22 protein-coding genes and 1 pseudogene are annotated in these 26,857 nt (G+C 70.9%); 11 read left to right on the top strand and 12 right to left on the bottom strand.

What is annotated here, in order from left to right; translation table 11 throughout:
- Positions 1–12 precede the first annotated feature (12 nt).
- A complete protein-coding gene (locus tag OG792_RS08020; RefSeq protein ID WP_329108589.1) occupies positions 13–768 on the bottom strand; it encodes an SDR family oxidoreductase in 756 nt (251 codons plus the stop codon).
- Positions 769–871: 103 nt separating this feature from the next.
- On the opposite strand from OG792_RS08020, the gene OG792_RS08025 reads away from it, so the two are divergent.
- Complete coding sequence (locus OG792_RS08025) at positions 872–1,732, top strand: helix-turn-helix transcriptional regulator (protein ID WP_329108590.1); 861 nt, start codon at positions 872–874, stop codon at positions 1,730–1,732.
- A gap of 75 nt (positions 1,733–1,807) precedes the next feature.
- Here the strand turns inward: OG792_RS08025 and OG792_RS08030 are convergent, their stop codons facing one another.
- The 9 genes and pseudogenes from OG792_RS08030 to OG792_RS08070 form a co-directional block, all read right to left on the bottom strand.
- Positions 1,808–2,584, bottom strand: coding sequence for an RNA polymerase subunit sigma (locus OG792_RS08030; RefSeq protein ID WP_329108591.1), 777 nt, complete (start codon positions 2,582–2,584; stop codon positions 1,808–1,810).
- A pseudogene (locus OG792_RS08035) lies at positions 2,581–3,165 on the bottom strand (sigma-70 family RNA polymerase sigma factor); the annotation flags it as partial. The pseudogene OG792_RS08035 and the gene OG792_RS08030, both read right to left, overlap by 4 nt.
- 249 nt (positions 3,166–3,414) lie before the next feature.
- Positions 3,415–4,272, bottom strand: coding sequence for a spermidine synthase (locus tag OG792_RS08040; protein WP_329108592.1), 858 nt, complete (start codon positions 4,270–4,272; stop codon positions 3,415–3,417).
- A gap of 45 nt (positions 4,273–4,317) precedes the next feature.
- Positions 4,318–5,292 (bottom strand): hypothetical protein, encoded by a 975-nt coding sequence (locus OG792_RS08045; protein ID WP_329108593.1) that lies wholly within the window; start codon positions 5,290–5,292, stop codon positions 4,318–4,320.
- Positions 5,289–7,769: an SMC family ATPase gene (locus OG792_RS08050; RefSeq protein ID WP_329108594.1), complete on the bottom strand. Its 2,481-nt coding sequence runs from the start codon at positions 7,767–7,769 to the stop codon at positions 5,289–5,291. Before OG792_RS08050 ends, OG792_RS08045 begins: the two co-directional genes overlap by 4 nt.
- Positions 7,769–8,914 (bottom strand): exonuclease SbcCD subunit D, encoded by a 1,146-nt coding sequence (locus OG792_RS08055; protein ID WP_329108595.1) that lies wholly within the window; start codon positions 8,912–8,914, stop codon positions 7,769–7,771. Before OG792_RS08055 ends, OG792_RS08050 begins: the two co-directional genes overlap by 1 nt.
- A gap of 10 nt (positions 8,915–8,924) precedes the next feature.
- Positions 8,925–10,694, bottom strand: a complete 1,770-nt coding sequence (locus OG792_RS08060; RefSeq protein WP_329108596.1) for an ATP-binding protein — start codon at positions 10,692–10,694, stop codon at positions 8,925–8,927.
- A gap of 255 nt (positions 10,695–10,949) precedes the next feature.
- Positions 10,950–12,326, bottom strand: a complete 1,377-nt coding sequence (locus OG792_RS08065; protein ID WP_329108597.1) for an extracellular catalytic domain type 1 short-chain-length polyhydroxyalkanoate depolymerase — start codon at positions 12,324–12,326, stop codon at positions 10,950–10,952.
- 179 nt (positions 12,327–12,505) lie between these two features.
- Positions 12,506–13,261, bottom strand: coding sequence for an SDR family NAD(P)-dependent oxidoreductase (locus OG792_RS08070; protein ID WP_329108598.1), 756 nt, complete (start codon positions 13,259–13,261; stop codon positions 12,506–12,508).
- A gap of 92 nt (positions 13,262–13,353) precedes the next feature.
- Between OG792_RS08070 and OG792_RS08075 the strand changes: the two genes are divergently transcribed.
- Entirely contained in the window at positions 13,354–13,998 is a 645-nt protein-coding gene (locus tag OG792_RS08075) for a TetR/AcrR family transcriptional regulator (protein ID WP_329108599.1), read from the top strand.
- Positions 13,999–14,002: 4 nt separating this feature from the next.
- Positions 14,003–14,629, top strand: a complete 627-nt coding sequence (locus tag OG792_RS08080; RefSeq protein ID WP_329108600.1) for a hypothetical protein — start codon at positions 14,003–14,005, stop codon at positions 14,627–14,629.
- Positions 14,630–14,642: 13 nt separating this feature from the next.
- On the opposite strand, the gene OG792_RS08085 is transcribed toward OG792_RS08080, so the two are convergent.
- Together OG792_RS08085 and OG792_RS08090 are read right to left on the bottom strand one after the other, a co-directional pair.
- On the bottom strand, positions 14,643–16,025 hold the full coding sequence (locus tag OG792_RS08085; protein WP_329108601.1) for a hypothetical protein: 1,383 nt from the start codon (positions 16,023–16,025) through the stop codon (positions 14,643–14,645).
- Between the two features lie 142 nt (positions 16,026–16,167).
- Positions 16,168–17,046: a pyrimidine reductase family protein gene (locus OG792_RS08090; protein WP_329108602.1), complete on the bottom strand. Its 879-nt coding sequence runs from the start codon at positions 17,044–17,046 to the stop codon at positions 16,168–16,170.
- A 298-nt stretch (positions 17,047–17,344) separates the two neighbouring features.
- Here OG792_RS08090 and OG792_RS08095 point away from each other — a divergent pair, with 298 nt between their 5' ends.
- The 8 genes from OG792_RS08095 (at position 17,345) to OG792_RS08130 (ending at position 26,847) form a co-directional block, all read left to right on the top strand.
- Complete coding sequence (locus tag OG792_RS08095) at positions 17,345–18,538, top strand: endonuclease (RefSeq protein ID WP_329108603.1); 1,194 nt, start codon at positions 17,345–17,347, stop codon at positions 18,536–18,538.
- Positions 18,539–18,787: 249 nt separating this feature from the next.
- A complete protein-coding gene (locus tag OG792_RS08100) occupies positions 18,788–19,570 on the top strand; it encodes a TIGR03089 family protein (RefSeq protein ID WP_329108604.1) in 783 nt (260 codons plus the stop codon).
- A gap of 225 nt (positions 19,571–19,795) precedes the next feature.
- The gene (locus tag OG792_RS08105) at positions 19,796–20,956 is read left to right on the top strand and encodes an alkaline phosphatase PhoX (protein WP_329108605.1); all 1,161 of its coding nucleotides are present in this window, start codon (positions 19,796–19,798) and stop codon (positions 20,954–20,956) included.
- A 388-nt stretch (positions 20,957–21,344) separates the two neighbouring features.
- A complete protein-coding gene (locus tag OG792_RS08110) occupies positions 21,345–21,911 on the top strand; it encodes a plasmid pRiA4b ORF-3 family protein (RefSeq protein WP_329108606.1) in 567 nt (188 codons plus the stop codon).
- A gap of 257 nt (positions 21,912–22,168) precedes the next feature.
- Entirely contained in the window at positions 22,169–23,482 is a 1,314-nt protein-coding gene (locus OG792_RS08115; RefSeq protein ID WP_329108607.1) for an ABC transporter substrate-binding protein, read from the top strand.
- Between the two features lie 71 nt (positions 23,483–23,553).
- On the top strand, positions 23,554–24,540 hold the full coding sequence (locus OG792_RS08120; protein ID WP_329108608.1) for a carbohydrate ABC transporter permease: 987 nt from the start codon (positions 23,554–23,556) through the stop codon (positions 24,538–24,540).
- Between the two features lie 10 nt (positions 24,541–24,550).
- Positions 24,551–25,459: a carbohydrate ABC transporter permease gene (locus OG792_RS08125; protein WP_329108609.1), complete on the top strand. Its 909-nt coding sequence runs from the start codon at positions 24,551–24,553 to the stop codon at positions 25,457–25,459.
- Positions 25,456–26,847 carry a GH1 family beta-glucosidase gene (locus tag OG792_RS08130; RefSeq protein WP_329108610.1) on the top strand — a complete coding sequence of 464 codons (1,392 nt, stop codon included), beginning with the start codon at positions 25,456–25,458 and terminating at the stop codon, positions 26,845–26,847. Before OG792_RS08125 ends, OG792_RS08130 begins: the two co-directional genes overlap by 4 nt.
- The last annotated feature ends 10 nt before the right edge of the window (positions 26,848–26,857 follow it).

Below are 26,857 nucleotides of genomic sequence, written 5' to 3' on the forward strand. Positions count from 1 at the left end.
CCGGCGACGGGACTACCAGGGCAGTACGCCGTACTCGTTGTTGCCGCCGTCCATCACGAAGCCCCACAGCAGGCCACTCGGCCCGTCCTCGCCCAGCGTGGCAAGGTGGACGCTCACCTCGGCACCCTGTTCCGGCGTACGGAATCCGCCGTGGTTGTTCAGGTCGGTCGCGCAGTAACCGGGATTCGCCGCGTTCACCTTGATTCGGCCGTCCCGCAGTTCCTTCGCGTACATGGCGGTGACCATGTTCAGTGCCGACTTCGACGACGGGTACGGCACCGAGGCGATCGGGAACAGCGGGTGCGCCGGATCGCTCAGCAGGCCGATCGAGCCGACCTCGCTGGAGACGTTGACGATCCGCGCCGCCGGGGCGGCCCGCAACAGCGGCAGCAGCGCGTTGGTGACCGCGACGACGCCGAAGACGTTCGTCTCGTACACCGCGCGCAGGGTGGCGAGCGTGGTCTCGCTCGGCCGGCCGGTCCCGTCGCCCCGGGCGATCCCCGCGTTGTTCACCAGTACGTCCAGCTGGGCGTACCGGTCGGTGATCCATTTTGTCGCGCGCGCGACCGACTCCTCGTCGGTGACGTCGACTTCGACGGCGTGGGCGTCGGCGCCGCCGTCGCGCAGCGTCCGCTCGGCCTCCCGACCCCGCTGCGGGTCGCGGGCGCCGACCAGCACGGTGTAGCCGCGTTCGCCGAGCTGCCGGGCGGTGGCGAGTCCGATTCCCTTGTTCGCCCCGGTGATCAGGGCGGTCATGTCGGTGGTCATGGGTCGAGCGTGCCGCCGGGCGAGCCGGGGCGGGAGAGACCGGCCGAGGCTGGTACCGGCGGTACCACCCACGGTCGGTCGGGCAGGGGGGACCATGGGAGCCATGACCACGGCGAACTCCTCCGGGCTGCGGCGTGACGAGCTGGCCGCGTTCCTGCGCAGTCGGCGGGCGAGGCTGCGTCCGGGCGACGCCGGTCTGCCCGAGGGCATCGGTCGTCGTACGCCGGGGCTGCGGCGGCAGGAGGTGGCCCAACTCGCCGGGATGTCGATCGACTACTACATCCGGCTGGAGCAGCGGCGGGGCCCGCATCCGTCCCGGCAGGTGCTGCTGGCGTTGTCCCGGGCGCTGATGCTCACCCGGGACGAGCGGGAGTACCTGTTCCGGATCGCCGGGGAGAACCCGCCCGCGACGGTCGGGCCGAGCCGGGAGGTGACGGCGGGCGTACGGCACCTGATCGACGCGATGGTCGAGACCCCGGCGTACGTCGTCGACGCCAAGTACGACGTGCTGGCCTGGAACCGGTTGGCGACGTACTTCGTCGGGGACCTGTCGGCGGTACCGGAGTCGGACCGGAACATGATCCGCTGGATGTTCCGCCAGCCCGCCACCGACCCGCACTGGGACGACGCCCACACGCTGCGGTTCGCCCGCAGTTCGCTGGCTGACCTGCGGGCCGCCTACGGGCGTTATCCGGGAGATCCGGGCATCGAGGAACTCGTCACCGAACTGCTCGGCAGCTCGTCCCGGTTCGCCGAACTGTGGGCGGACCACGAGGTCGAGGTCCGGCGGCGGATAGTGAAACGGGTGTCGCACCCCGAGATTGGCGCACTCGCGTTCGAGTGTCAGGTGCTGCACCTGGCCGACACCGACCAGCGGCTGATCGTCTACGTGGCCGAGCCCGGCTCACCCACCCACGATGCCTTCCGCCGGCTCGGTAGCCGGGCCGACCTGCCCAGCGCCTAGCCTCTTCTTCCGCTCACCCCGGCGCCGTCGCGGGTGAGCGGCCCGGCGTCATCTGCGGGCGTTCCGGTCGGCGGCTCAGAGTGGCACGGTGACCAGTGCCGTTGCGGCTCCGTTGGCGTCGACCGCCTGCACCTGCATCCGGTCGATGTCGGCCCGGCGCGTCGCGGTGGTGGCCTGCAACAGCAGCGGCTCCGGACGGGCCGGTGTGCCGTAACCCTCGGCCGGCACGGTCCAGCTCGACAGCACCTCCGGCTCGCCGTTCTTGCGCAGCACCACCAGCCGGCAGAGCCGTGGACCGGTGAGCTTGCTCAGCGCGAACGAGATCTGGGTGCCGAACGGCCGGTCGTCGAGCAGCAGGTCGGCCCGGACCCCGGTGTTCTGGTCGGTGACGGTCAGCTTCTCGCCCGCACCCAGCTCGGGGCCGCCGAAGCCGCCGCCCGGGTTCGGCGGGTTGCCCGCCGAGGCCGACGGCGGTGCGCTGGGCAGCGCGTTCGTCTGCGGACCGTCGCCGACCCAGCTCGCCCCGGCCACCAGGGCCAGTCCGCTCAGCAGCGCCACCACGACCACGCCCGCCGCCAGGCTGAGGATCCGCTGGCTGCGGGCCCGCTTGCGGTCCAGGCTGACCACGTTCAGCGCGCGGGTGACCATGGTGTCGTCGGCGGTCGCCCGCTCCATCACCGCCAGGTCGTCCCGGTCGACCTCGGCGAGCAGGTCGACCACCGGCAGCAGCGACTCCAGTTCACCGGCGCAGGCCCAGCAGTCGACCAGGTGCTCCTCGAACCGTACGGTGTCCTCTTCGTCGAGCACGCCGAGCGCGTACGAGGCGACGTCGAAGTGGTCGGACCGGCTCATTCGGTCACCCCCCGCTGTTGCAGCGCGGTCCGCAGGGCGCGTAGCGCGTAGTAGACCCGGGACTTGGCGGTGCCCAGTGGCAACCCCAACTCCTCGGCGGCCTCCGGCACCGTACGGCCCCGGAAATAGGTGGCGACCAGGATCTCCCGATGCGAGTCGCTCAGCGTACGGAGTGCGTCGGTAACCGTCATCAGGCGTAGCACCCGTTCGGTTTCGTCGGCTTCGGAGAAGGTTTCCAGATCTCGGTCGTAGGTTTCCGCCGGCCGGGCCTGTCCGCTGCGATGTTCGTCAATGACGATCCGCCGGGCGACGGTGACCAGCCAGGGCCGCAGGGACGTCTGCCCCTGGGCACCGAGCCGGTGCGCGTTGCGCCAGGCACGCAACAGCGTTTCCTGTACGACGTCCTCGGCCCGCTGCCGGTCGCCGCCGGTGAGCCGGAGCACGAACATCAGCAGAGGGCCGGCATGCTGCTCATAGAGAAGCCGGACCAGATCGTCGGAACGGTTGGCCTCGGCTGACCCGGATTGGTGGCGGCCGGTAGCCGATCGTGGCGTCACGCGCTCATCATTGCCGGCAGCGATTCGGGCGTCGATACCGCCCCCGGCTTCAATTTCCCGCCGGGGTCGAGGGGCGCGCACCCAGTCCGCCCGGACCAGGTCGACAGGCCGTTCTTCGGTCACCGTGTGCATTCACCCCTCCGCTGTCCCGTTATCCGGCCACCGTGGGGTACGGATCCCGACCGGCAACGGATCAACCCCGGCGGACCGGATCCCGGTCGAGCCGAAATCGCCCCGCTGCGAGGCGGCTCACCCGGCCCCGGGTGACCCAGATCACCCGGCCACGCCGAAGGTGCCGGCCGGCGGCGGGGCGGAGGCGGTCGCGGTGGCGTCCACCACGATTCTGGCGCCGCCGGTGAACCGATCCAGCTCCTCGTCGGCCAGCACCCGGCCGGGAAACCAGTCACCGGCCGCACGGCGGGTCAATTCGGCCACCGGCGGTGGCACCCGCCCGGCGACCAGCACCAGGTTGCCGTACCGGCGGCCGCGCAGCACCGCCGCGTCGGCGACCAGGCAGGCCAGCGGCAGCACCGACCGGACCGTGACGACCTGACCCCGGACGTGCTTGAGGGGCGGCCCGTCGGCGACGTTCACCAGGTACGTGCCGGCCGGGCGGAGCACCCGCGCCACCTCACCGGCGAACTCGACCGAGGTGAGCCGGGCCGGGGTCCGGGCACCGGCGAACACGTCGGCGACCACCAGGTCGTACGAGTCGTCGGGGGTGCCGGTCAGCGCCTCGCGGGCGTCGGCGACCCGTACCTTCAGCCGGGCCTGCGGGGGCCAGGGCAGTTCCCGCCGGACCAGTTCGACCAGGGCACCGTCGACCTCGACCACCCGCTGGGTGGAGCCGGGACGGGTCCGGGCCACGTACCGGGGCAGGGTCAGCGCGCCGCCGCCCAGGTGCAGCACCCGCAGCGGCGTACCGGCCGGGGCGACCAGGTCGATCGCGGCGGCCATCCGGCGGATGTACTCGAACTCCAGGTGGGTCGGGTCGTCCAGGTCGACGTGCGACTGCGGGGTGCCGTCGAGATTGAGCGTGAACGATCGCGGCCGGTCGGGGTCGGGCACCAGCTCGGCGAGCCCGGTGTCGACCCGTACGGCGAGCCGGTCCGGACCTCGCTTACGTGCCATGTCGCCCAGTATCGTCGGTCGGCCCGCCCACGTATGGCGGCCGGGTCAGCGCGGCGGCCGGTTGGCGGCGACGGTCAGCGTGCGGTGCAGCAGCCGGGCGTCGCCGAGCAGGGCGCGCAGCCGCCGTTCCAGTCCGGCGATCGGGATCAGGTTCTGCGGCGCCCGAGGATCCTTGTACGGCGACGAGGCGAACCGGGGCAGCGTCACCAGGGACCGGTCGGCGAGCCCGATCGCCTCCGGCGCGTCCAACTCGGCCGAGCACTCGACCCGGACGATCCCGGCCCACGGGGCGCCGGTGCTGCCCGGCAGCCGCATATACCAGGAGTAGCCGCCCCAGGCGGTGCCGAGCTTGAACACCGGTGACCGTTGACCCGGTGCCAGCCGGGTCACCACGGCGGTCAGCCCGGCGTCGAGGTATTGGCTGTGCTGGGTCTTGATGTAGCCGATGGTGCGCGGCAGGTGGCGCCGGTTGCGCAGCGGCCCGTCCAGCACCAGCAGGTCGTCGTCGGTCCTGGCCGCGTCGGAGACCTCGACCTCCAGCGCGGTCAGCGGCCCCTGTACGGCCGCCGGCAGCTTGCTCAGCTCGCCGGTGCCGCCGACCCGGTGCAGGGTGTAGCGGATCCGGCCGGCGAGCACGTCCCCGGCCGACGGGCTGGCGGTGAACAGGCCCCGGGCGACCCGCGCCCCGGCCAGTTCGGCCACGCCGCGCCGCAGGTCGCAGCGGACCACGCCGGCGGCGTACGAGGCGGCGATGCCCGGGTACGAGGCGCCGTCGTCCTCGCGGGTCCAGACGCTGGCGTCGATCCGGCGCACCCCGTCGACCAGCAGCACCACGTCCGGCGCCGCCAACCCGTCCGGTACGCCGACCGCCCGCCACTCGTCGGCGGGCATTTCGACGGTCGCGTCGACCTGTGCGCTGCTCGGTGCCGCCGGCCCGCCGGCCGCCTCGAACGAGGCCCCGTAGGACGGGTCCCAGCCGTCGACGTAGTACCGGGGCGGCGGCGCCTGCACGCCGGTCATCCGATCCGCTCCACCCGTGCGGTCCGGGCGTCCTTGCGGACCTCGAACCGGACCGGCACCCGTTCGGCCAGCGCCGGTACGTGGGTCACCACGCCGACCATCCGGTCACCGCGCGCCGCCAGTGTCTCCAGGGTCGCCGCGACGGTGTCCAGGGTGGCCACGTCGAGGGTGCCGAAGCCCTCGTCCAGCAGGATCGACTCCAGGCTGGCGGTGGTGGTGGACAGGCCGGCGAGCTGTTCGGACAGGGCCAGTGCCAGGGCCAGCGAGGCTTGGAAGGTCTCCCCGCCGGACAGTGTGCGTACGCCCCGGCGCAGGCCGGCGTCGTGCTGGTCGACCACGTAGAACTCGCCCTTGTCGTGGGTCAGCTCGTACTGCCCGCCGGTGAGTTCGCGCAGGATCCGGGAGGCGCCGTCGACCAGCAGGTCGAGTGCCTCGGCGAGCAGCCAGCGTTCGAAGTTGTTGGCCCGCAGGTGCCCGGCCAGCGACCTGGCCGTACGGGCCGCTGCCTCGTGTTCGGCCCGTTTCCCGTTGAGCTGTTGGGCCTGCTCGTGTCGCTGGGCCAGCCGCTTCTGTTCGGCCTCGGCGGCCACCACCGCGACGGCCGCCGCGCCGACCGGGTCGGTGCCGGCCCGGCCGGGTTCGGTTCCGGCGGCGGTGAACAGGGCGGCGATCGCGGCGGCGGCGGTGTCGACGGCGTCGCGGGCGCGGGCCACCTCGGCGGCGGCGTCGACCCGGTCGGCCCGTCGCCGGTCGGCTTCCCGCCGGGCCCAGTCGCGCAGGGCCGCCCAGGCGGCGGCGAGGTCGTCCCGGTCGGCGGCGGGCGGGCCGAGTCGGGCGATCCGGTCGCGGGCGGTGTCGAAGTCCCGCCCGGCCAGCCTGACCCGTTCCTCGGCCGACTCGACACCGGCCCGAGCCCGCCGGGACGCCTCCCGGGCGGTGCGCACCGCCGTGCCGGCCCGGTCGAGTTGGCCGCGCAGTTTGTCCAGGGCGGCGAGTTCGCGGCGCAGGGCGGCCGGGCCGGGGGAGTCGGTCAGTCGGGTGTCCAGTTCGGACAGGGCGGCGGCGAGCTGGTCGTGCCGCGCGCGGGCCCGGTCGAGGTCACGTTCCAGGGCGCGGGCGGCCCGGTCCCGTTCGGTGAAAAGCTTGGTCGCGGCGTCGGCGGCGGTCCTGGCCGCGTGTCCGGCGGCCTCGGCGGCGGTCACCGCCGAGCCGGCCGGTACCGCCGGCACCAGGTGCACCTCCTGCTCGCAGACCGGGCACGGGGCCCCGGCGGTGAGGTGGCCGCGCAGCGCGGCGGCCCGGTCGGCGGTCTGCGCCTCCTGGTACGCCCCGCGCGCCGTCTCCAGTTCCAGGCTCGCCCGTTCGGCGGCGACGCGGGCCCGGTCGAGGGCGGCCAACGCGGCGGTGTGGTCGGTCGCGGCGGCGGTCAGCCCGGCCGCGAGGGCGTCCGCCTCGGCGGCCACCCGGTCCCGTTCGGTGTGTGCCTGCAACAGCAGCCGCAGCAGGGTCGGGTCACCGGCCGAGGCCAGCTCACCGCGTACCTTTTCTTCCTGTTCCTCGGCCAGGGTGACCGCCGCGACGGTCTCGGCCGCGGCGGCCCGCGCGTCGTTGACCGCCAGCGCCACGGCGGCGACGTCGGCCGGCGGGTGGATCCGGTCCAGTTCGGCGAGTTCGCCGTCGAGGGCGGTCAGCCGGGCCGCCGCCGTCTCCGCCGACGCACGGGCCCGATCCAGTTCGGGTACGGCGGCCCGCACGTCCTCGGCCAGCCGGTGCATCGCCTCGACGCGCTGCCCGGCGGCGGCCAGGGTCGCCTCGTCGGCGTCGATGAGCCCGGCCAGCAGTCGATCGAGCGCGGCGATGTCCGCCTCCGCGTCGCCGGCCCGCTTGGTCGCCTTTTCCTGGACCTTCTGGTAGACGCCGAGGCCGAGCAGGTTGACCAGGATCTCCTGCCGGGCGGCCGGCTTGGCGTGCAGGAAGTCGGCGAACTGCCCCTGCGGCAGCACCACACAGCTGGTGAACTGCTCGTACGGCAGGCCGACCGCGACCTGCACGGCGGCGTCCATCTGGGCCGGGGTGCCGGCCAGGGCCTCGCCGAGGTCCTCCGGGCTCATCCCGGTGTCCAGTTTGGTCACGTCGAAGCCGTCGGGCATCCGTTGCAGCCCGGCGTTGCCGGTCTTGACGTTGCCCCGGCTGTCCCGCCGGACCACCCGGGTCGCCACGTACCGGGAGCCGGCGGAGTCGAAGACCAGCCGGACGCGCGCCTCGACCGCCGACGGGGCGAGCGCGTTGGCGATGCCCCGGCTGCCGCCCCAGCGCGGCACGGTGCCGTACAGGGCGAAGCAGATCGCGTCGAGCACCGTCGACTTGCCCGAACCGGTCGGACCGACCAGGGCGAAGAAGTCGGCGTCGGTGAAGTCGATCGTGGTGGGCTCCCGGAAGACGGTGAAGCCCGCCAGGTCCAGCCGGAGCGGACGCACTACCCGCCCACCTCCTCGTACAGCTCGTCGAACAGGTCGCGTACGCCGTCGTCGTCCGGGGCCCGGCTGTCCAGGTAGTCGCCGAACAGTTCCCGCGCCGACCGGCCGGCCCGGGGCGCGGACCGGACCCGTCCGGCCGCCGCCAGCATCTCCGGGTCGACCCGGACCTCCAGCGCGCGGGGGAGCAGGGCCTGCACCTCCTCGCGCAGCCCGGCGCGGGGTGTCTCCCGGACGAAGACCCGCAGCCAGCCGTCCGGTGCCTCGATCTCGCCCAGCTCGGCCAGCGTGCCCCGGACCGTACGCAGCGGTGAGGCGGCGGTGATCGGCACCTCGCGGGTACGGGCGGCGGTGCTGGTGGTGACCTCGACGATGGTGACCGACGGCCGGTTCTCCTCCTCGCCGAAGTCGATCGCCAACGGGCTGCCGCTGTACCGGATCGGGGCCGGGCCCGGCACCTGCTGGGACCGGTGCAGGTGACCCAGTGCCACGTAGTGTGCGTTGGTCGGGAAGATCGTCGCCGGCACCGCATACCCGAGTACGGTCTGCGACTCCCGCTCGCCGCCGCCGGCCATCGCCCCGACCACTGTCAGGTGGGCGGTGACCAGGTGCACCCTGTCCGGTTCGGTGAAACTCTCGGTGAGCCGCCGGAACAGCCGCCCGATGTGGTCGGCGTACGTCTGGTTCGCCTCGGCGGCGGTCAGCTCGTACATCTCGGTGGCGCGGATCGCGTACCGCTGGCTCAGGAACGGCAGCGCGACCAGCCGCCACCGTTCGCCACCGGCGGTGACCCCGTCGACCAGGTGTTCCTCCGGGGTGTCCCGGACACTGCCGCGCAGGGTCACCCCGGCCGCGTCGGCCCACGGCCGCAGCGCGTCCAGCGCCGGCCCGTTGTCGTGGTTGCCGCCGACCGCGACGACCTGCGCCCCGGTGTTCTGCAACGCGGTCAGCGCGCGGGTGACCAGTCGGGTCGCCTCCGGGGTGGGTGCGGCGGTGTCGTAGAGGTCACCGGCGACGATCACCAGGTCGGGTCGTTCGGCGCGGGCCACCTCGACCACCTGGGTCAGCACCGTCACCTGCTCGGCGAGCCGTGACTGTCCCTTGAGGACCTTGCCGATGTGCCAGTCGGAGGTGTGCAGGATCTTCACGGTGGGGTCCTCAGAACGGGATGTCGTCGTCGGTCAGCGCGCCGGCCCCGGAGCCGACCACCGCGAACGGGTCGGCCGCCTGGGTGATCGAGCGCAGCGTCTCCGATGGGGCCTGACCGGCCTCGGAAACCCTGGTCGCCCAGGCCGGGAAGGGGAATTCCAGGCAGAGCGGGACCGGGATGTCCGGCTGGTTGACGAACATGGTGCCGGGTTTGGCCAGCAGGGCGCGCTGGCGTTGCGCCGGGGGCAGGAAGCCGTACTCGGGGCGGGACGCCTCGGCCGGGTCGAGCCGGCCGACCACCCGGATCGCCGAGTTGGTGACGATCCGCCGTTCGACCTCGCTGGCGGTCTGCTGGGCGCCGATCAGGATCACCCCGAGCGAGCGACCGCGTTCGGCGATGTCGAGCAGCACCTCCTTGATCGGGGAGGAGCCCTCGCGGGGTGCGTACTTGTTCAGCTCGTCGAGCACGACGAAGAGCAGCGGCTTGGCGGTGCCGGTCTTCTCCTTGTTCTCGAACTCGGTCTTCAGCGTCACGCCGACCACGAACCGCTGCGCCCGGTCCGGCAGGTTGTGCAGGTCGACCACGGTGACCTGGGCGCTCTCGGCGGTGTTGATCCGGTGCGGCCGGCGGGTGGCCAGGTCGCCCCGGATCAACCGGGCCAGGTCCTTCTTGCTGTTGATCAGGCGCCGGGCGAAGGCGTTCACCGTGCCGGTGTTGATCGCGCTGCCGGCCCAGGTGGACCGGGTCTCCTCGTCGGTGAGCTGCTCCACCACCTGGTCGACCAGGTCGGGGTAGGAGTGCACCCGGACCCCGTCGATGCTCACCCCGCCGTCGGCCGGCTGGGCGTAGCGGTGCAGGTGGGCGGTGACCGAGTGGACCACCATCGTGTACTGCTGGCGTTCGTCGTCGGCGTCGGCGAAGACGTACGGCAGCATCCGGTCGGAGCAGAACTCGCTCAGCGTCCAGTAGAAGCTGTCCACCCCGGTCAGTCGACTGCTCACGTCCGGGGTGCCGGAGGCGTCACCGGCCCTCGGCGGCGCGTAGACCCGAACGTCGGGGAACGCCCCGGCGGTGAGCCCGAGCTTCGCGTACGCCGCCGTGGTGGCCGCGTCGAGCCGGGTGTTCGGGTGGTCGAGGAAGAGCAGGTCCTCGCCCTTGACGTTGAAGATCAGCGCCTTGGCGTTGACCGCGTCGCCGCCGAGCACGCCGGAGCGGAACACCGAGTAGAGCAGGAAGGTCGCGAAGCTGGTCTTGGTCGCCACCCCGGAGATGCCGGAGATCGACACGTGCGCGCCCCGGCTGCCGTCGAGAAAGTCGGCGTTGAGGAAGACCGGCACCCCGTCCCGGCCGGTGCCCATCGGCACCCGCCGTTCCATCCGGTCGAAGTGCAGCGCCGAGTCGCGCGCCTCGCCGGTGGCCCGGTAGACCAGCGCGCCGGGTGACGGCGGCACGTAGAACTCCGGGTCGACCCGGGTGGTGGTGATCTCGGCGGCCTCCTGCACCTGGGCCGGCAGGGTGCCGTCGGCGATGGCGAAGACGTCCGAGTCGAACTGCGCGCCCTCGTGCCGGGCCCGGACCTGGGTGACCACCCCGGCGATTGTCACCGGTTCCCGGTCGGGCAGCTCACGCCGGGTCACCACCACGTCGTCGAGTTGCAGGTAGCTGTCCGGCCCGACGGCGGTCCAGAACTGTAGCGGGGTGGCGTCGGCGGTGCCCAGCACCCGGCCGACGACCGCGCCGGGGTCGGTCGGGTCGACGCCGTCGGGCGGGGTGCTCATCGCCGTGCTCCGGCTCGCTGCGACGCGCGGACCGGGGTCGATCCGTGGGTGGGTTCCGACGCGCGGACCGGGGAGGCTTTCTGCTCAAGACACGACACGTGTTGCATCCTGCCCCACCTGTACGACAGCACGCCAAGTCGACGCGCCTGGGCCGGGGCGTCGGAACGTCGTACCGGTGGCGGGTTTCACGTCGTGGCACCCGGTGCGCTGTCCGGGGTGACGGGACGGTGGGTGTCACCCCGGACAGCCGCCGGGTCAGCTGACGGTGCAGGCGACGCCGTTGAGGGTGAACGAGGTCGGTCGACCGGTGTTCCCGGTGTGGTTGGCCTGGAAGCCGATGCTGGTGGATCCGTTCGGGCCGATGGTGGCGTTGTAGCCGACGTTGCGGGCGGTCACCGCGCCGCTGCTCGGACTGAAGGTGGCGTTCCAGCCGGAGGTGATGGTCTGCCCGGCCGGCAGGGTGAAGGCCAGGGTCCAGCCGTTGATCGGCGTGCTACCCCGGTTGCCGATGGTGATGGCGGTGGTCAGGCCGGTGTTCCACGAGTTGACGGTGTAACCGACCGCACAGCCGGCACCCACCGGCGGCGTGGTCGGCGGCGGCGTGGTGGGCGGGGGCGTGACGGGCGGCGTCGTCGGCGGCGGCGTGGTGGGCGGCGGGGTGACGGGCGGCGTCGTCGGCGGGGGAGTGGTCGGCGGCGGGGTGGTCGGCGGGGTGGTGGTGTTCAGGCCGAAGAAGCGGATCGCCTCGGCCGCGTTCACCGGCAGGTTGTGCGGTACGCCCTGCATGCTGATCGCCTCGACCGGGGCGGTGCCGCCGCTGCCGCCGTACCGGGTGCGGGTGTAGCCGGACTGCGGGGTGTCGGTGAACGTCGGGGTCTGACCCAGCCCGTGGACGTTGGTCCACTGCTTGATCTCCTCGCCGAAGTTCGGGTAGCGCAGTGTCTCGTCGTTGGTGCCGTGCCACAGCTGCATTCTCGGCCGGGCGCCGGTGTAACCGGGGTACGCGTTGCGGGCCAGGTCACCCCACTGCTGCGCGGTACGGATGATCTGCCCGGTGGCGCACTGGGTGTTCCAGAAGGAGCCGTCGGTGGTGGCGAAGCAACTGTGCGGTACGCCAGCGAAGGCGGCGCCGGCCTTGAACACGTCGGGGTAGTTGCCGAGCAGGACGTTGGTCATCATCGCGCCGGACGAGACGCCGGTGGCGAACACCCGGTCCGGGTCGCCGTTGTACCGCTGCTGGACGTACCTGATCATCGACAGGATCGAGACCGGGTCGCTGCCGCCGTCGCGGCGCAGCGACTGCGCCGAGGCGACGTCGAAGCACTGGCCGCTGCGGGTGGCCGACGGGTAGATCACGATGAACCCGTACTGGTCGGCCTGGGCGGCGAACTGGGTGCCGGAGTAGAGCGCCGGTCCGGTTCCGGTGCAGTAGTGCAGGGCCACCAGGATGCCGGGTCGGGCGGCGACCCGGTCCGGGACGTACAGGTGCATCCGCAGGTTGCTGGGGTTGGTGCCGAAACCGGTCACCTCGGTCAGGGTGGCCGCGGCGGCCGGGGTGGCGACGGTCAGGCTCAGCAGGGCCAGCGCCGCCGCGGCCCCGGCCGCGCCGAGCAGCCGGACGAGTCGTTTCATGCGTTCCCCTTCATGGTGGTGGGGGCCGATAGCGCCGGAGGGCTTGCCGGATGGCCCATGGTGGTGAAACATTCCGAAGTATGGATCGAAAGTTTTCACTACACAAGAGATAGATAGACACAAGTATCCTCAGGTGGAAGGCCGTATTCTGGGCCGTAAAGTTTCGGTCCGGGGCCGGCTCAGATTGCCGAGTGGCCGCCGTCGACGCTGAGTGTGGCGCCGTGGATGTTCGACGCGTCGTCGCCGACCAGGAAGACCACCGCCTTCGCCACCTCGTCCGGCGTGCTGGCCCGCCGGGACGGCATCCGCATGATCATCGGGGCCAGGTACTCCTCCAGCGCCGCGACCTTCTCGGTGAAGGTCGGGCCGGGCGCGACCGTGTTCACCCGTACACCGTGGGGTCCGTACTCGGCGGCCCAGGACTTGGTCAGCGAGTGGATCGCCGCCTTGGTGGTGCTGTAGAGGGCGGACCCGGCCGAGCCGGCGAGCCCGCTGATCGAGCCGATGTTGACGATCGCGCCGCTGCCCCGCGCCGCCATCTCCGGTGCGACGAGGCCGGTCAGCAGGAACGCGGCCTTGACGTTGATCGCCAACGCGCGGTCGATCACCTCCTCGGGGACCTCCCCGGTCGGGGTGGGGGTGAGCAGCATGGCGGCGTTGTTCACCAGGATGTCGAGCGTCGCGCCGGTCGCGGTCCGGGCGGCCTCGGCGAGTTCGCGTACGGCGGTCGCGCCCCGCGCCAGGTCGGCGCGGACGAAGGTGGCCCGGCCGCCCCACTCGGCGATGCCGGCGACGACCTTCTCGCCCCGGCCGGTGTCGCGGCCGCTGACCACGACGTGGGCGCCCTCGGCGGCCAGTGCTCGGGCGACGGCGACGCCGATGCCGTCGGTCGACCCGGTGACCAGGGCGGTGCGGTCCTGAAGACGTGCGGACACGATCGTTTCTCCTCTGTGTGGGGGGAAGGTGTGCGATCCACGGTGCCCGCGATAAACTGGACCCGCAAGTCCAGAAAAAGGAGGTGGTCGGCGTGACCGGGACACTGACCCCGAAGGGTGCGGCGACCCGACAGCGGATCGTCGAGGGTGCCGCCGCCGAGATCCGTGAGCGAGGCATCGCCGTCACCACCCTCGACGACGTACGCGCCCGCACCGGCACCAGCAAGAGCCAGCTCTTCCACTACTTCCCCGAGGGCAAGGAGGAACTGCTGCTGGCGGTGGCCCGGTACGAGGCCGACCGGGTGCTGTCCGACCAGCAACCGTTCCTCGGCGACCTCACCTCCTGGCCCGCCTGGTACGCCTGGCGCGACGCGGTCGTGGCCCGCTACCTGGATCAGGGCCAGCACTGCCCGCTCAACCTGCTGGTCTCGCAACTCGGCCGCAGCACCCCCGGCGCCCAGGCGGTGGTGCAGGCGCTGATGCGCCAGTGGCAGTCGGAGATCGAGCGGGGGCTGCGGCACATGCGCGACGCGGGCGAGGTCGACCCGGAACTGGACACCGACCGGGCGGCGGCGGCCCTGCTCGCCGGGATCCAGGGCGGCGTGGTGATCATGCTCTCCACCGGCCGGATCACCCACCTCGAAGCCGCGCTCGACCTGACCATCGAGAACCTCCGCCGGGGCGGGCCGACCGGCGGCCGGGGCCTTCGTGTGTCGCGGCCGGAGACGCTAGCGTGACGCCGTGGACGTGACCGGAGATGGCGAACCGATCGCCGTGGACGTGACCGGGGATGGCGAACCGATCGCCGTGGACGTGACCGGGATTGGCGAACCGATCGCCGCGTCGCTGGCCGGACGGCTGGCCGCGCTCGCCTTCGTCGACCGCAGCCAGGAACAGGTCACCGCGCTGCTGGTGGAGGAGATAGCGGCCTGGGCGACCGGCCGGGGCTGGCGGGTCTACCGCCGGGCCGCGAGCGTGCTGCCGCTACCCCCGCCGTACGCGCACCGGCACTCGTTCCTCGACGTGGCCTGTGCCCGGCCGGACGGCCCACCGCTCGCGGTCGAGATCGACCGGACCGACCGTCGCCGCTCGGTGGAGAAGCTGCTGGCCGAGGCCGCCGCCGGCCGGATCCCGATCTGGGTACGGTGGGGCAGCCGTGGCTTCGAACCGCCGCCGTCGCCGATCCACCTGGTCACCTGCCCGGTCACCGCCCGGCCCGGCGCCGATCCGAAGGCCCGGCTCTACTCCCGGCAGCCGGTCCACGACCGTCCCGCCCCGGCCCACGCGGCGGTGGGCCTGCGGGTCGACGAGCAGACCGACCTGTTCGCCGGCCCGGCCGCGCCACCGGGGGTCCCGTCCCCGGAATAGGCGCCGTGCCGGGTCACCAGTTCCAGCTGTGCCGGTCCGCCAGGTCGCGGTGTCCGCCGGCCGCCGCCGCCACCTGCCCGCCGAGCCGGCGCAGCAGCGGCACGACGAGCCAGAGCAGCAGTACGGCGTAGAACACCAGGGTTCCGCGCTGCAACCCGGTCAGCTCCGGGGTGTCCACGAAGGGGTACCACAGCGGGCTGAACTCGGGCGTGAAGTGGCACAGCCCCTCCAGGTGGTAGTTGTTCTCGTAACAGGTCCACGGCCGCAACTGCCCGTAGACGAGGCTGTTCGCCGCCCCCCAGACCGAGAGCGCGAGCGCGCCCAGCGTCGCCACGTTCACCCAGGGCCCGGCCCGCCCCGGTTCCAGGCTCACGGCCAGGGCCAGGGCGGCGGGCAGCATCGCGATCAGGAAGAACCTCGGCCCCCAGTACATGCCGCCGTACCAGCCCCACCACTTGGCGTACAGCAGCACCAGCCCGGCCACGAACACCGCCCACAGCAGCCAGACCGTCCACAGTTCCGGTGCGGCCTGCCGCAGCCGTTCGCGGACCGGCAGGAACAGGCCCGGGGTGAACCAGACCAGCCCCTTGCCGAAGGAGAACAGGATGGCGACCAACCCGAGCAGGAACGGGTACGAGAATCCCGGCTCCCCCGAGTACGGCAGCACCGTCGGGCCGCCACCGTGCCCCGCGTACGAGCTGTGCAGTGGGTCGCCGAACCGCCACCACGACTCGCCGATGATCAGGGCGGCGGCGACCGGCAGGGCCGCGAGGTAGCGCACCCGGCGGCGGCGCAGGCAGAGCACTCCGACGACCAGTCCGAGCGCGACGATCGAGCCGGGGGTGTTGGCGACGCCGAGGACCACCGCCGCCCAGCCGGCCGCCCTGGTCGCCCACCTGGTGTCCGGCAGCACCACGGCCAGCAGGCCGACGCCGACCGTCGTCGCGGTGAACACCTCGCCGTAGAAGTCCGGTACGTGCGCCGCGATCATGCTCCCGCCGACCAGCAACAGCAGGAACCGACGGCGCGTACGGGCCGGCACCCGGCCGTGCAGCAGCAGGTAGATCGCGGCCAGCCCGACCATGAACAGCATGAAGTTGTACTGCACCAGCCAGATCTGGGTGTTGCCGTACCAGTGCCCGATCACCCACAGCGGCGTCGCGAACAGCGGCCCGATCATCGAGTACTGGGTGCCCGGCAGCTGGTGTTGTTCGAGCAGTTCGAGCAGGGCCTGGTAGCGGGCGAGACCGTCGCCCATCATCGGTGGCTTCGGGGTGACGGCCAGCAGCATCACCCCGATCCCGAACAGGATCCGCTCCACGGCCGCCCCGACCCGGCCCGGAGCGTCGGCTGCTGGCGCGATCGTCGCCGGAGCGTCGGCTACTGGCGCGGTCATCGACAGTCTCCCCGTAACGGTCTGCATGGGCGGACCGTCGGGTCCGCCCATGCAGACTGCCAGGAAACCGGGACCCGCTCTATAGACGAAGACTGATTAATATCGCCCGGTTGGTCGAGTTGCCGCCGCGCCGGGTAGGTGCTCAGTCGCGGGTGTAGCGCAGCAGTAGCGTCGACTCGGCGGCGAGCAGGTGGCGCAACCCCATCCCGCGCGGTGGGCTCGGCGTACCGGCGGTGATCCGGCCCGCCCCGGCCCCGGCCAGCAGCGGGGACACGGTCAGGCAGACCTCGTCCACCAGGTCGTCGGTGGTGAGCGCGCCGAACAGGTACGGCCCGCCCTCGCAGAGCAGTTGCCGGTGGCCCCGCCGGTGCAGTTCGCCCAGCCCGGCCGCCAGGTCGACCCGGTCGACCAGGTCGGCCCGGTCGTTCTGGTCCACCAGTCCGACCCGGTTGACCAGGCCGATCTCGGTGGACTCCGCGCTGCGGCTGTTCGGGTCTTGCGGGTCGGCGCTGACCCGAATCAGGTCGGCGACGGCGGTCAGCCCGGCCGGCGGGGTGGAGCGCCCGTGGGTGAGCACCACCGGGCGGACCGGGGCGTTCGCGAACGCCGCCTGCCGGGGGTCGAGGTCCAGCGCCCCGGAGACCACCACCAGGGTCGGGTACTCGGCCAGCCCGTGCGCGCGCCGCCAGGCCCGGCGACGCTCGTCGAGGCGTACCGGGCCGTAGTTCTCCTGGCGGAGGGTGCCGGCGCCGACCACCAGGGCGTCGCAGAGCATCCGGAGTACGCCGAAGACCCGCTTGTCCGGGCCACCGGACAGCCCGGCGGAGAACCCGTCGACGGCCACCGCCCCGTCGATGCTGGAGACGAAGTTGACCCGGAGGTGCGGCTGCTCGGTCCGGCCGTACAGCGCGGCGAGGGCGGCGTCGTCCAGTGGCGTACCGTCCGGCGCCGGCCAGAGCCGGTGGATCGGCGTACGCGGGTCGGTGGGTGGGGTGGGCGCGGCGGCGGTGGACTCGGTCATTCGCCGGCCGGTCCGGTCACCGGAGGGGTCGGCGCCGGGGCCCGGTGCTGGCAGTCGCACCAGTTCCGGCCGGGGCACTGGCCATGCCGCCGCTCGCGGCACGCTCGGCAGATCATGCCCGAAACCCTATGCGGTACGACCGGCCGCGCGCCGGGGGTCGGCCCCGGTTGCGGCGAATAGTTCCGGGGGCCGGACAGGCGCCCGGGTTTCCGGGCGTGCCGGACGGCGGCCCGTACGCGGGAAGTATGACCATGCACGCATGACGTGAACATGATGATCTCGATTAGCATCGCCAATTATGGATATCAAGAGGATCGTCGGCGCCCGTACGTGGCGACTGGCGGCCGGGCTCGCGCTTGTGCTCGGGGTGGGGTTGCCGGTCGCGGCGATCTCCGCCTCGGCGGCGGCGAGCCTGACGGTGGCCGGCGCACTCGCCGCCCAGGACGGTAGGTCCGCTTCGGTCACCGGGTACGTCATCGGTCAGCCGACGGCCACCAACACGGTGCTCAGGTCCGGTTTCACCGGTGACACCGCCATCGCTATCGCCGACCTGGCCAGCGAGACCGCGACGTCGCGGATGCTCTATGTCCAGGTGACCAGTTCCTACCGGAGCACCTTCGGTCTCCTGTCCAACCCGAGCCTGCGCGGCCGGCTGGTCACCGTCACCGGGACGCTGACCGCCTACTTCTCCCATGGCGGGTTGAAGGACCCGACGGCGATGAGTCTCGGCGGCTCCACCCCGACCCCCACCCCCACCCGTACGCCGACGACGGGTCCGACGACGAGCCCGCCGGGCGACTACGACCGGACCTACTACGCGAGCGCGATCGGCAAGACCGGCACCGCGCTGCGCAGCGCCCTGCACAATGTGATCAGGGTGCAGACCAAGCTCACGTACGACCAGGTCTGGGAGGCGTTGAAGGCCACCGACCAGGATCCGGCGAACTCGGGCAACGTCATCCTGCTCTACAGCGGGCGGTCGCAGAGCAAGAACACCAACGGCGGCAACCCGAACGACTGGAACCGCGAGCACGTCTGGGCCAAGTCGCACGGTGACTTCGGTACCGCGACCGGGCCGGGCACCGACGTACACCACCTGCGGCCGGAGGACGTCTCGGTCAACGCCTCCCGCGGCAACAAGGACTTCGACACCGGCGGCAGCACCGTCGCGGAGGCGCCGGGCAACTACACCGACGGCGACTCGTTCGAGCCGCGCAACGCGGTCAAGGGCGACGTGGCCCGCATGATCATGTACATGGCGATCCGGTACGAGGGCGGCGACGGCTGGGCGAACCTGGAGATGAACCAGGCGGTGAACAACGGCAGTGCACCGTACATCGGGAAGTTGTCGGTGTTGTTGCAGTGGAACCGTGCGGACCCGCCGGACGCGTTCGAGAAGCGCCGCAACCAGGTCATCTACGACAACTGGCAGGGCAACCGCAACCCGTTCATCGACCACCCGGAGTGGGCGACCGCGATCTGGGGTAACTGAGCCACGGGCGGTGGCGACCCCGATCGCCACCGCCCCCTCCGGCGCGGTGACGGCGCGTAGTCCCGCCGAAAGCGATAACGCGGTTTTCCTCTACATACTCAGCCGAGTACGTACACCATCTTTGATGTACAACACTTTCGCGTTACCGCTCTGAACGAGCCCCATTCGGACGGGATTCGGTATGGTCGCCCCTGACCGTTCCGTACGCCGGCCCGCCGATCTCCGCCGGCTCAGCCCCTGGAGCGTCCGATGGACCTGGCTGCCGCACGCCGTACCGAAGAAGTCCCCGCCCTGCTGTCCGCAGCGGCCGCGGTCGACACCACCGGGCCACTGCTCACCTACTGTGACGACGCGACCGGGGAGCGGACCGAGTTGTCCGTGGCGGCGTTGGGCCGCTGGGTCGCCAGGACGGCGAACCTGCTCGTCGACGGCTGCCGGCTCCATCCCGGCGACCGGGCGGCGGTGCTGCTCCCGCCGCACTGGCAGACCGCGGCGGTGCTGCTCGGCGCCTGGTCAGCCGGCGTGTCGGTGGCCTTCCACCCGATGGCCACCGCCGGGCTGCCGCGCATCGGCCCCGGCGCGGACCTGCCGGTCGACGTCAGCTTCGTGGCCCACAACCGGATCGACAACTGGCTGGAGGACGTGCCCGAGGCGGAGCACCAGTTCGTGCTCGGGCTCGATCCGGGAGCCGAGCCGATCCGCGAGGTGCCCGCCGGCTACCGGGACTACCTGGTCGAGGTGCGCGAACACGGTGACAGCGCGCCGTCGTACGCCTCGGTCCGGCCCACCGACGCCGCCACGGTCGACGGCACCAGCTACCGGGAGTGGGCGACGGTGGCCCAGGGCATCGCCGAGTCCCGCGACCTGCGGCCCGGTGACCGGGTGCTGGTCGACACGGCCGGGCAGGAACAGCCGGTGGTCTGGCTGCTGGCCCCACTGTTCGCCGGTGCGTCGGTGATCCTCTGCCACAACCTCGCACCCGGCACCGCCGAGTCCCGCGCCCGCACCGAAGGCGCCACCCGCGTCTTCTGAACGCCCCGCCCACTATCTGCCCTACGCCCGCCGGTTCTTCACCACCGCAGCCAGGCGCGGCGACGCCGTCATCTGCTGGATCGACTGAGCCGGGCGGGCCCGTCCCATCCGTGCCGGACCCGGTCTGTTCGTTCCACACATTGATGGCAGTCGTTCATTTGCGTACCGTTCCCCAGAAACAGCGTATCGTTACATTCCTCGGACCCACCCAAGAGGAGGTCCACGATGGATCGACGGAACATGCTGCGCGCCACGGTGCTCGGAGCGGGCGCGGTAGCGCTGCCGTTCACCGCCTGGTCGGCGGCGTACGCGGCACCGGCGCAGAACGCGTCCGGCCCGTACGGTCCGCTCCAGGCGGCGAACAGCCACGGCATCGCGCTCCCGGCCGGCTTCACCAGCCAGATCGTCGCCCGCTCCGGTCAGGTGGTGACCGGCACCTCGTACACCTGGCACAGCGCGCCCGACGGCGGCGCCGTGTACGCGAACGGCACCGGCTGGGTGTACGTCTCCAACTCCGAGACCAGCTCCGGCTCCGGCGGCGGCGCGTCCCGGATCCTGTTCAACGCAAGCGGAGCCGTCGTCGGTGCGTCCCGGATCCTGTCCGGCACCAACAACAACTGCGCGGGCGGCAAGACCCCGTGGGACACCTGGTTGTCCTGCGAGGAGGTCGACCTCGGCCGGGTGTGGGAGACGTACCCGTTGGGCGGCACCGCCGTGGTCCGCCCGGCGATGGGCCGGTTCAAGCACGAGGCCGCCGCGGCCGACCCGGACCGTCGGGTCATCTACCTCACCGAGGACGAGACCAACGGCAAGTTCTACCGGTTCATTCCGAACACCTGGGGTGACCTGTCCGGCGGTGCGCTCCAGGTGCTGGTCGCCGGCAGCGCCACGTCCGGCTCGTTCAGCTGGGCCGCCGTACCCGACCCGGACGGTTCCCCGACCGCCACCCGGTCGCAGGTCTCCGGCGCCAAGTCGTTCAACGGCGGCGAGGGCTGCCACTACTCCAACAACACGGTGTGGTTCACCACCAAGGGCGACAACCGGGTCTGGCAGCTCAACCTCACCAACAATACGTACGAACTCGCCTACGACGACAACCTCGTCAGCCCCGGCTCGGCCCCGCTGACCGGCGTGGACAACATCACCGGCTCCTCGTTCGGTGACCTCTACGTCGCCGAGGACGGCGGCAACATGGAGATCTGCGTGATCACGCCGGACGACAAGATCTCCGTCTTCCTGCGGATCACCGGCCAGGGCTCGTCGGAGATCTGCGGTCCCGCGTTCACCCCGGCCGGGAACCGGCTGTACTTCTCGTCCCAGCGCGGCACCTCCGGCTCCTCCTCCGGCGGCATCACCTACTGCGTCACCGGCCCGTTCCGCACCTGAGCCCCACCGCAACGGACGATCGGGAAGCGGAACCCCGGCCCGCCTGGCCGGAGTTCCGCACCCCGGTGGCAAGCTGCGCGGTGTGGATGCTTACCGGGGCACCGCCTGGCTCGACTGGTGGACCAACTCGTCCCTGCGCTTCAGCACCGAGGTCACGGTGGTGATCAGTGTTCACCCTCAGCGAATACCGCGACGAGCCCGAAGAGGCCTGACCCGGCGTTACCCGGCCCGCTTCACGTCCCGCAGACCGTCTGGGTTGCTGTTTCCCGGCGCGGCCGTCGTGGCTGTCACCCACCGGCTCACAGTAAAAGTTCGGCCCGGCGGAAAATAGATTTCGGGCTATTCCGTTGAGTCTGCGTTACGCCGCTGACCTGCATGGTATTGATTGATGGTGCGCGAACTGTCGAGCCCGCAGCGGCAGATCTTCCAACTGAAGATCTCGCTTTCCGATGTCACGCCCGTGGTGTGGCGGCGGGTGCTGGTGCCGGGGGGCTACACCCTGGACCGGCTGCACCGCGTCTTCCAGCACGTGATGGGTTGGCAGGACTGCCACCTGCACTCGTTCGAGATCGACGGCCTCCAGTACGGCGAGCCCGACCCCGACGGTGAGTTGACCCTGCGCGACGAGCTGGACACCCGGCTGGACGCGGTGATCGGCAAGGGGAGCAGGTTCCGCTACACGTACGACTTCGGTGACTGGTGGGAGCACGACGTCACGGTGGAGGACGCGTTCGGTGCCGATCCGGGGGAGCGGTACCCGATCTGCGTCACCGGTGCCCGCGCCTGCCCGCCGGAGGATGTCGGCGGGCCGTTCGGCTACCGCACCTTTCTGGTCGCGCTCGCCGACCCGGAGCATCCGGACCACGAGTCGATGCGGGAGTGGATCGGGCGGTCGTTCGACGCGGAGGCGTTCGCGCCCGACCGGGTCACGACGCTGACCCGCCGGCTCTGCTGACCGCCCCGACGACCGGAAGTAACACCTTCTTCTCCCTTGGTGACCTTGGTCGGCGGCGGTAACGAAATGGGAACGCTCCCATTGGGGTCTTGACACTCCGGTAACCCCCCGGCAATCTCATGGGAGCGCTCCCGGCCCTGTGGCTCGCGCCACAGCATCGAGCCACGATCTCCGCCCCGGGCAGCCGTCCCGCGCCAGACCCGTACCACCACCACCGCCTCCCCACCACACATACATGCGACCTGAGAGGGGTCAGGATGAGCGTCACGTCCCGCCGTCGGCGGTTCGCGGCAATCGCGATCGCGTCCGCCGCCGTGCTCGCCACGACGGCCTGTGGCGACGACTCGTCAGCAGAATCGGCCGATCCCAACGCGCCCGTCACGCTGATCGTCGACGTCTTCGGCGACCAGGGCTTCGGGTACGAGTCCCTGTACGAGCAGTACAAGAAGGACCATCCGAACGTCACGATCCAGGAACGCGGCAAGGGCCTCGGGCTGGGTGACTACAACACCCGCCTGACCCAGCAGATCACCGCCGGCTCCGGTGCCGGCGACATCGTCGCCCTCGAAGAGGGCACGATCGTGCAGTTCTACGCGCAGGCCGACAAGTTCGTGAACCTGGCCGACGAGGGCGCGAACGACCTCAAGGCCAACTACCTGCCGTGGAAGTGGGAGCAGGGCACCACGCCCGACGGCAAGGTCCTCGGCCTCGGCACCGACGTCGGCTCGATGGCGATCTGCTACCGCACCGACCTGTTCAAGGCCGCCAACCTGCCGACCGACCGGGAAGAGGTCGGCAAGCTCTGGCCGACCTGGGACGCGTTCATCGAGCAGGGCGTCAAGTTCGCCGCCGCCGACCCGAAGAACAAGTTCGTCGACTCGGCGACCAACTTCTTCAACGTCGTACTGAGCCAGACGGCGGGCGCCGGCACCGGTTACACGTACTACGACAAGAGCAACAAGCTGGTGCTGGACACCAACCCGGACGTCCAGACCGCGTTCAACCTGACCACCAAGATGATCGACGCGAAGCTCTCCAACAACCTCCAGTCGTTCTCGAACGAGTGGAACGCCGGCTTCAAGAACGGCACCTTTGCCACCATCGCCTGCCCCGCCTGGATGACCGGTGTGATCAAGGGCCAGGCCGGCGACGCGGCGGCCGGCAAGTGGGACGTGGCCAAGGCGCCCGGCAACGGCGGCAACTGGGGCGGCAGCTTCCTCGGCGTACCGAAGTCGAGCAAGCACCAGAAGGCGGCGGCCGAGCTGGCCAAGTACCTGACCAGCGCGCAGAGCCAGATCGAGGTGTTCAAGAAGCTGGGCAACCTGCCCTCGCAGCCGGCCGCGCTGAACGACCCGGCGGTGACCGCGGCGACGAACGACTACTTCAGCAACGCCCCGATCGGCAAGATCTTCGCCGCCGGTGCCACCGAGCTGAAGCCGGTCTACCTCGGCCCGAAGAACCAGGCCGTACGGACCGCGGTGGAGAACGCGCTGCGCGCGGTCGAGCAGGGACAGGCCGCCGACGCGGCCTGGAAGGACGCGTTGAAGAACGGTGCGGCCGCCGGTAAGTGACCCGGCCGTGAGCGCGGGTGGCGCCGACAGGTTTCCCCTGTCGGCGCCACGCCCTAGTTGAAGGACTTCCGATGAGCCTGGATCTCGACCCGGCCCCGCCGGCCGGCCGGCACAGCCACCCGGCGGACGACGAGCGGGGCCGCCGGCGTGCCCCCCGCCGCTCGCTCACCCGGCTGGACCTCAGGGTCTCGCCCTACCTGTACATCCTGCCGTTCTTCGTCATCTTCGCGATCTTCAGCGCCTATCCGATCGGTTACACCGTCTGGATCGCGCTGACCGACCGGTCGCCGATGAACACCACCATCAGTTTCGTCGGACTGGACAACTTCGTCGAGATCAGCCAGGACCCGCAGTTCTGGAACGCGGTGGTCAACACCTTCGGCATGTTCGCCATGTCGACCGTGCCACAGCTGCTGATCGCACTGCTGCTGGCCAACGCCCTGAACCGGCGGATCAAGGGCCAGACGTTCTTCCGGATGGCGATCGCCATGCCGATCATCACCTCCACCGCGGTGGTGGCACTGATCTTCTCGATGATCTACGCCCGCGAGTTCGGACTGGCCAACTGGCTGCTCGACCTGGTCGGCATCGACCCGATCGACTGGCGGGCCAACCGGTACGCCTCCTGGTTCGCCATCTCGACCATGGTCGACTGGCGCTGGGTCGGTTACAACGCACTGATCTACCTGGCCGCCATGCAGTCGATCAACAAGGACATCTACGAGGCGGCCGCGCTCGACGGCGCGTCCAAGACCCGGCAGTTCTGGTCGATCACCATTCCGCAGCTCCGCCCGACGATCATCTTCACGCTGATCATCTCGACCATCGGCGGCCTGCAACTCTTCACCGAACCGCTGCTGTTCACCAGCGGATCCGGCGGCATCTCCGGCGGCTCGCAGGGTCAGTTCCAGACGATCACCATGTACCTGCTCGACGTCATGAACACCCGGTTCCGGTGGGGCTACGCCGGCGCGGTGGCGCTCGTGCTCTTCGTGCTGATCGCGGGCATGTCGCTGATCAACTACCTGCTGGCCCGCCGCATCAGCTCGGACAAGTGAGGACCCGACGATGACTTCCACGACGCTGCGGCCCCGGCCCTCGCCACTCGCCCCGCCCCGCCCCGGCCGCCCGCCCCGCAACCGGGCCGAACGGCTCTGGAAGGCCAGCCCGCTGACCTGGGTGGGATTGATCTTCGCGGTGTTCCTGTCGCTGTTCCCGTTCTACTGGATGATCGTCATCGCCTCGCGGACCAACGACGCGGCCAACTCCTGGCCGCCGCCGTTCCTGCCCGGCGGCAAGCTCGGCGAGAACATCGAGCGGGTGCTCGCCAACGGGGACGCGAACATCGTCAAGGGGCTGATGAACTCGTTCCTCGTCTCCGGCACGATCACCATCGCCACCGTCTTCTTCGGCTCGCTCGCCGGCTTCGCCTTCGCCAAACTGAAGTTCAAGGGCAAGAACGCGCTGCTGCTGATCATCCTCGCCTCGATGATGGTGCCGATCCAGCTCGGCGTACTGCCGCTCTACATCCTGATGGCGAAGCTCGAATGGCTCAACACCATGCCGTCGGTGACCGTACCGTTCCTGATCGGCGGCTTCGGCATCTTCATGATGCGCCAGTACGCCGAACAGGCCGTCCCGAACGAGCTGATCGAGGCAGCGAGGGTCGACGGCTGCTCCACCTGGCGGGTCTACTGGCACGTGGTCGCCCCGGCACTGCGACCGGCGGCGGCCGTACTCGGGCTGCTCACCTTCATGGAACAGTGGAACCAGTTCTTCTGGCCCTTCGTCGTGCTGGCCGACCCGGCCAACCCGACCGTCCAGATCTCCCTGCGCAGTCTGAACTCGGCCTACTTCGCCGACAACTCGCAGATCTTCGCCGGCACGCTGATCGCCACGCTGCCGTTGTTCATCGTGTTCATCCTCTTCGGCCGCCAGATCATCGGCGGCATCATGGAAGGCGCCGTCAAGTCGTGACCAACGAGCTCATCTTCCCGAGCACCTTCCTCTGGGGCGCCGCCACCGCGGCGTACCAGATCGAGGGCGCCGCCACCGAGGGTGGCCGTACCCCGTCGATCTGGGACACCTTCAGCCACACCCCCGGCCTGACCATCCAGGGGCACACCGGTGACGTCGCCTGCGACCACTACCACCGGTTCCGCGACGACATCAAACTGATGGCCGAGCTGGGGCTGAAGTCGTACCGGTTCTCGCTCTCCTGGACCCGGATCCAGCCCGGCGGCGTCGGTCGGGTCAACCCCGAGGGGGTGGACTTCTACCAGCGGCTGGTCGACGACCTGCTCGAACACGACATCGAGCCGTGGGTGACGCTCTACCACTGGGACCTGCCGCAGCCGTTGCAGGACGCCGGTGGCTGGCCGCTGCGGGACACCGCCGAGCGGTTCGCCGACTACGCGGTGCTGGCCCACCACGCCCTCGGTGACCGGGTCCGCTACTGGACCACCCTGAACGAGCCCTGGTGCTCGGCGTTCCTCGGTTACGGCTCCGGGGCGCACGCGCCCGGACTGAGCGACCCCGAGGCGGCGGTCCAGGCCGGTCACCACCTGATGCTCGGCCACGGTCTCGCCGTACGGGCGATCAAGGAGGCCCGGCCCGACCACGACCTCGGCATCACGCTCAACCTGTACGCGGTCTCGCCGGAGCGGGACACCGCCGCCGACGCGGACGCCGCCCGACGCATCGACGGGCTGGCCAACCGGTTCTTCCTCGACCCGGTCCTGCTCGGCGAGTACCCGCCGGACGTGGTCGAGGACCTGGCCGAGGTGACCGACTTCAAGCACGTACGCGACGGCGACATGGAGATCATCTCCACTCCGCTGTCGGTGCTCGGGATCAACTACTACAGCCGGCACGTGGTGGCCGCCCCGGTCGAGGGCGTGGAGCCGGAGCCGTACTGGCGGGCACCGTCGAACTGGCCCGGCAGCGAACACGTCCGGTTCGTCACCCGGGGTGTGCCGGTGACCGACATGAACTGGGAGATCGACGCCCCCGGTCTGGTCGAGGTGCTGGAGCGGGTGTACCGGGAGTATCCGGAACTGCCGCTCTACGTCACCGAGAACGGGGCCGCGTTCGTCGACGAGGTGGTCGACGGGGAGGTCGACGACATCGACCGGGTTGCCTACTTCGACGCCCACCTGCGGGCCTGCCACACCGCGATCACTTCGGGCGTGCCGTTGCGCGGGTACTTCGCCTGGTCCCTGATGGATAATTTCGAATGGGCGTGGGGTTACACGAAGCGCTTCGGCATGATCCACGTTGACTACGACAGTCAGCTTCGTACCCCCAAGTCCAGTGCCAGGTGGTACGCCGACGTGATCCGACGTAACGGTCTGGCCGCACAATAACCGGGGCCAG

The organism is Micromonospora sp. NBC_01699 (genome assembly GCF_036250065.1).
Lineage (GTDB): Bacteria > Actinomycetota > Actinomycetes > Mycobacteriales > Micromonosporaceae > Micromonospora_G.

Excerpts from the sequence above, each read along its gene's own strand:
- OG792_RS08020 (WP_329108589.1), bottom strand. The coding sequence starts at position 768 with ATGACCACCGACATGACCGCCCTGATCACCGGGGCGAACAAGGGAATC.
- OG792_RS08025 (WP_329108590.1), top strand. The coding sequence starts at position 872 with ATGACCACGGCGAACTCCTCCGGGCTGCGGCGTGACGAGCTGGCCGCG.
- OG792_RS08030 (WP_329108591.1), bottom strand. The coding sequence starts at position 2,584 with ATGAGCCGGTCCGACCACTTCGACGTCGCCTCGTACGCGCTCGGCGTG.
- OG792_RS08040 (WP_329108592.1), bottom strand. The coding sequence starts at position 4,272 with ATGGCACGTAAGCGAGGTCCGGACCGGCTCGCCGTACGGGTCGACACC.
- OG792_RS08045 (WP_329108593.1), bottom strand. The coding sequence starts at position 5,292 with ATGACCGGCGTGCAGGCGCCGCCGCCCCGGTACTACGTCGACGGCTGG.
- OG792_RS08060 (WP_329108596.1), bottom strand. The coding sequence starts at position 10,694 with ATGAGCACCCCGCCCGACGGCGTCGACCCGACCGACCCCGGCGCGGTC.
- OG792_RS08065 (WP_329108597.1), bottom strand. The coding sequence starts at position 12,326 with ATGAAACGACTCGTCCGGCTGCTCGGCGCGGCCGGGGCCGCGGCGGCG.
- OG792_RS08085 (WP_329108601.1), bottom strand. The coding sequence starts at position 16,025 with ATGACCGCGCCAGTAGCCGACGCTCCGGCGACGATCGCGCCAGCAGCC.
- OG792_RS08090 (WP_329108602.1), bottom strand. The coding sequence starts at position 17,046 with ATGACCGAGTCCACCGCCGCCGCGCCCACCCCACCCACCGACCCGCGT.
- OG792_RS08095 (WP_329108603.1), top strand. The coding sequence starts at position 17,345 with ATGGATATCAAGAGGATCGTCGGCGCCCGTACGTGGCGACTGGCGGCC.
- OG792_RS08100 (WP_329108604.1), top strand. The coding sequence starts at position 18,788 with ATGGACCTGGCTGCCGCACGCCGTACCGAAGAAGTCCCCGCCCTGCTG.
- OG792_RS08105 (WP_329108605.1), top strand. The coding sequence starts at position 19,796 with ATGGATCGACGGAACATGCTGCGCGCCACGGTGCTCGGAGCGGGCGCG.
- OG792_RS08110 (WP_329108606.1), top strand. The coding sequence starts at position 21,345 with ATGGTGCGCGAACTGTCGAGCCCGCAGCGGCAGATCTTCCAACTGAAG.
- OG792_RS08115 (WP_329108607.1), top strand. The coding sequence starts at position 22,169 with ATGAGCGTCACGTCCCGCCGTCGGCGGTTCGCGGCAATCGCGATCGCG.
- OG792_RS08120 (WP_329108608.1), top strand. The coding sequence starts at position 23,554 with ATGAGCCTGGATCTCGACCCGGCCCCGCCGGCCGGCCGGCACAGCCAC.
- OG792_RS08125 (WP_329108609.1), top strand. The coding sequence starts at position 24,551 with ATGACTTCCACGACGCTGCGGCCCCGGCCCTCGCCACTCGCCCCGCCC.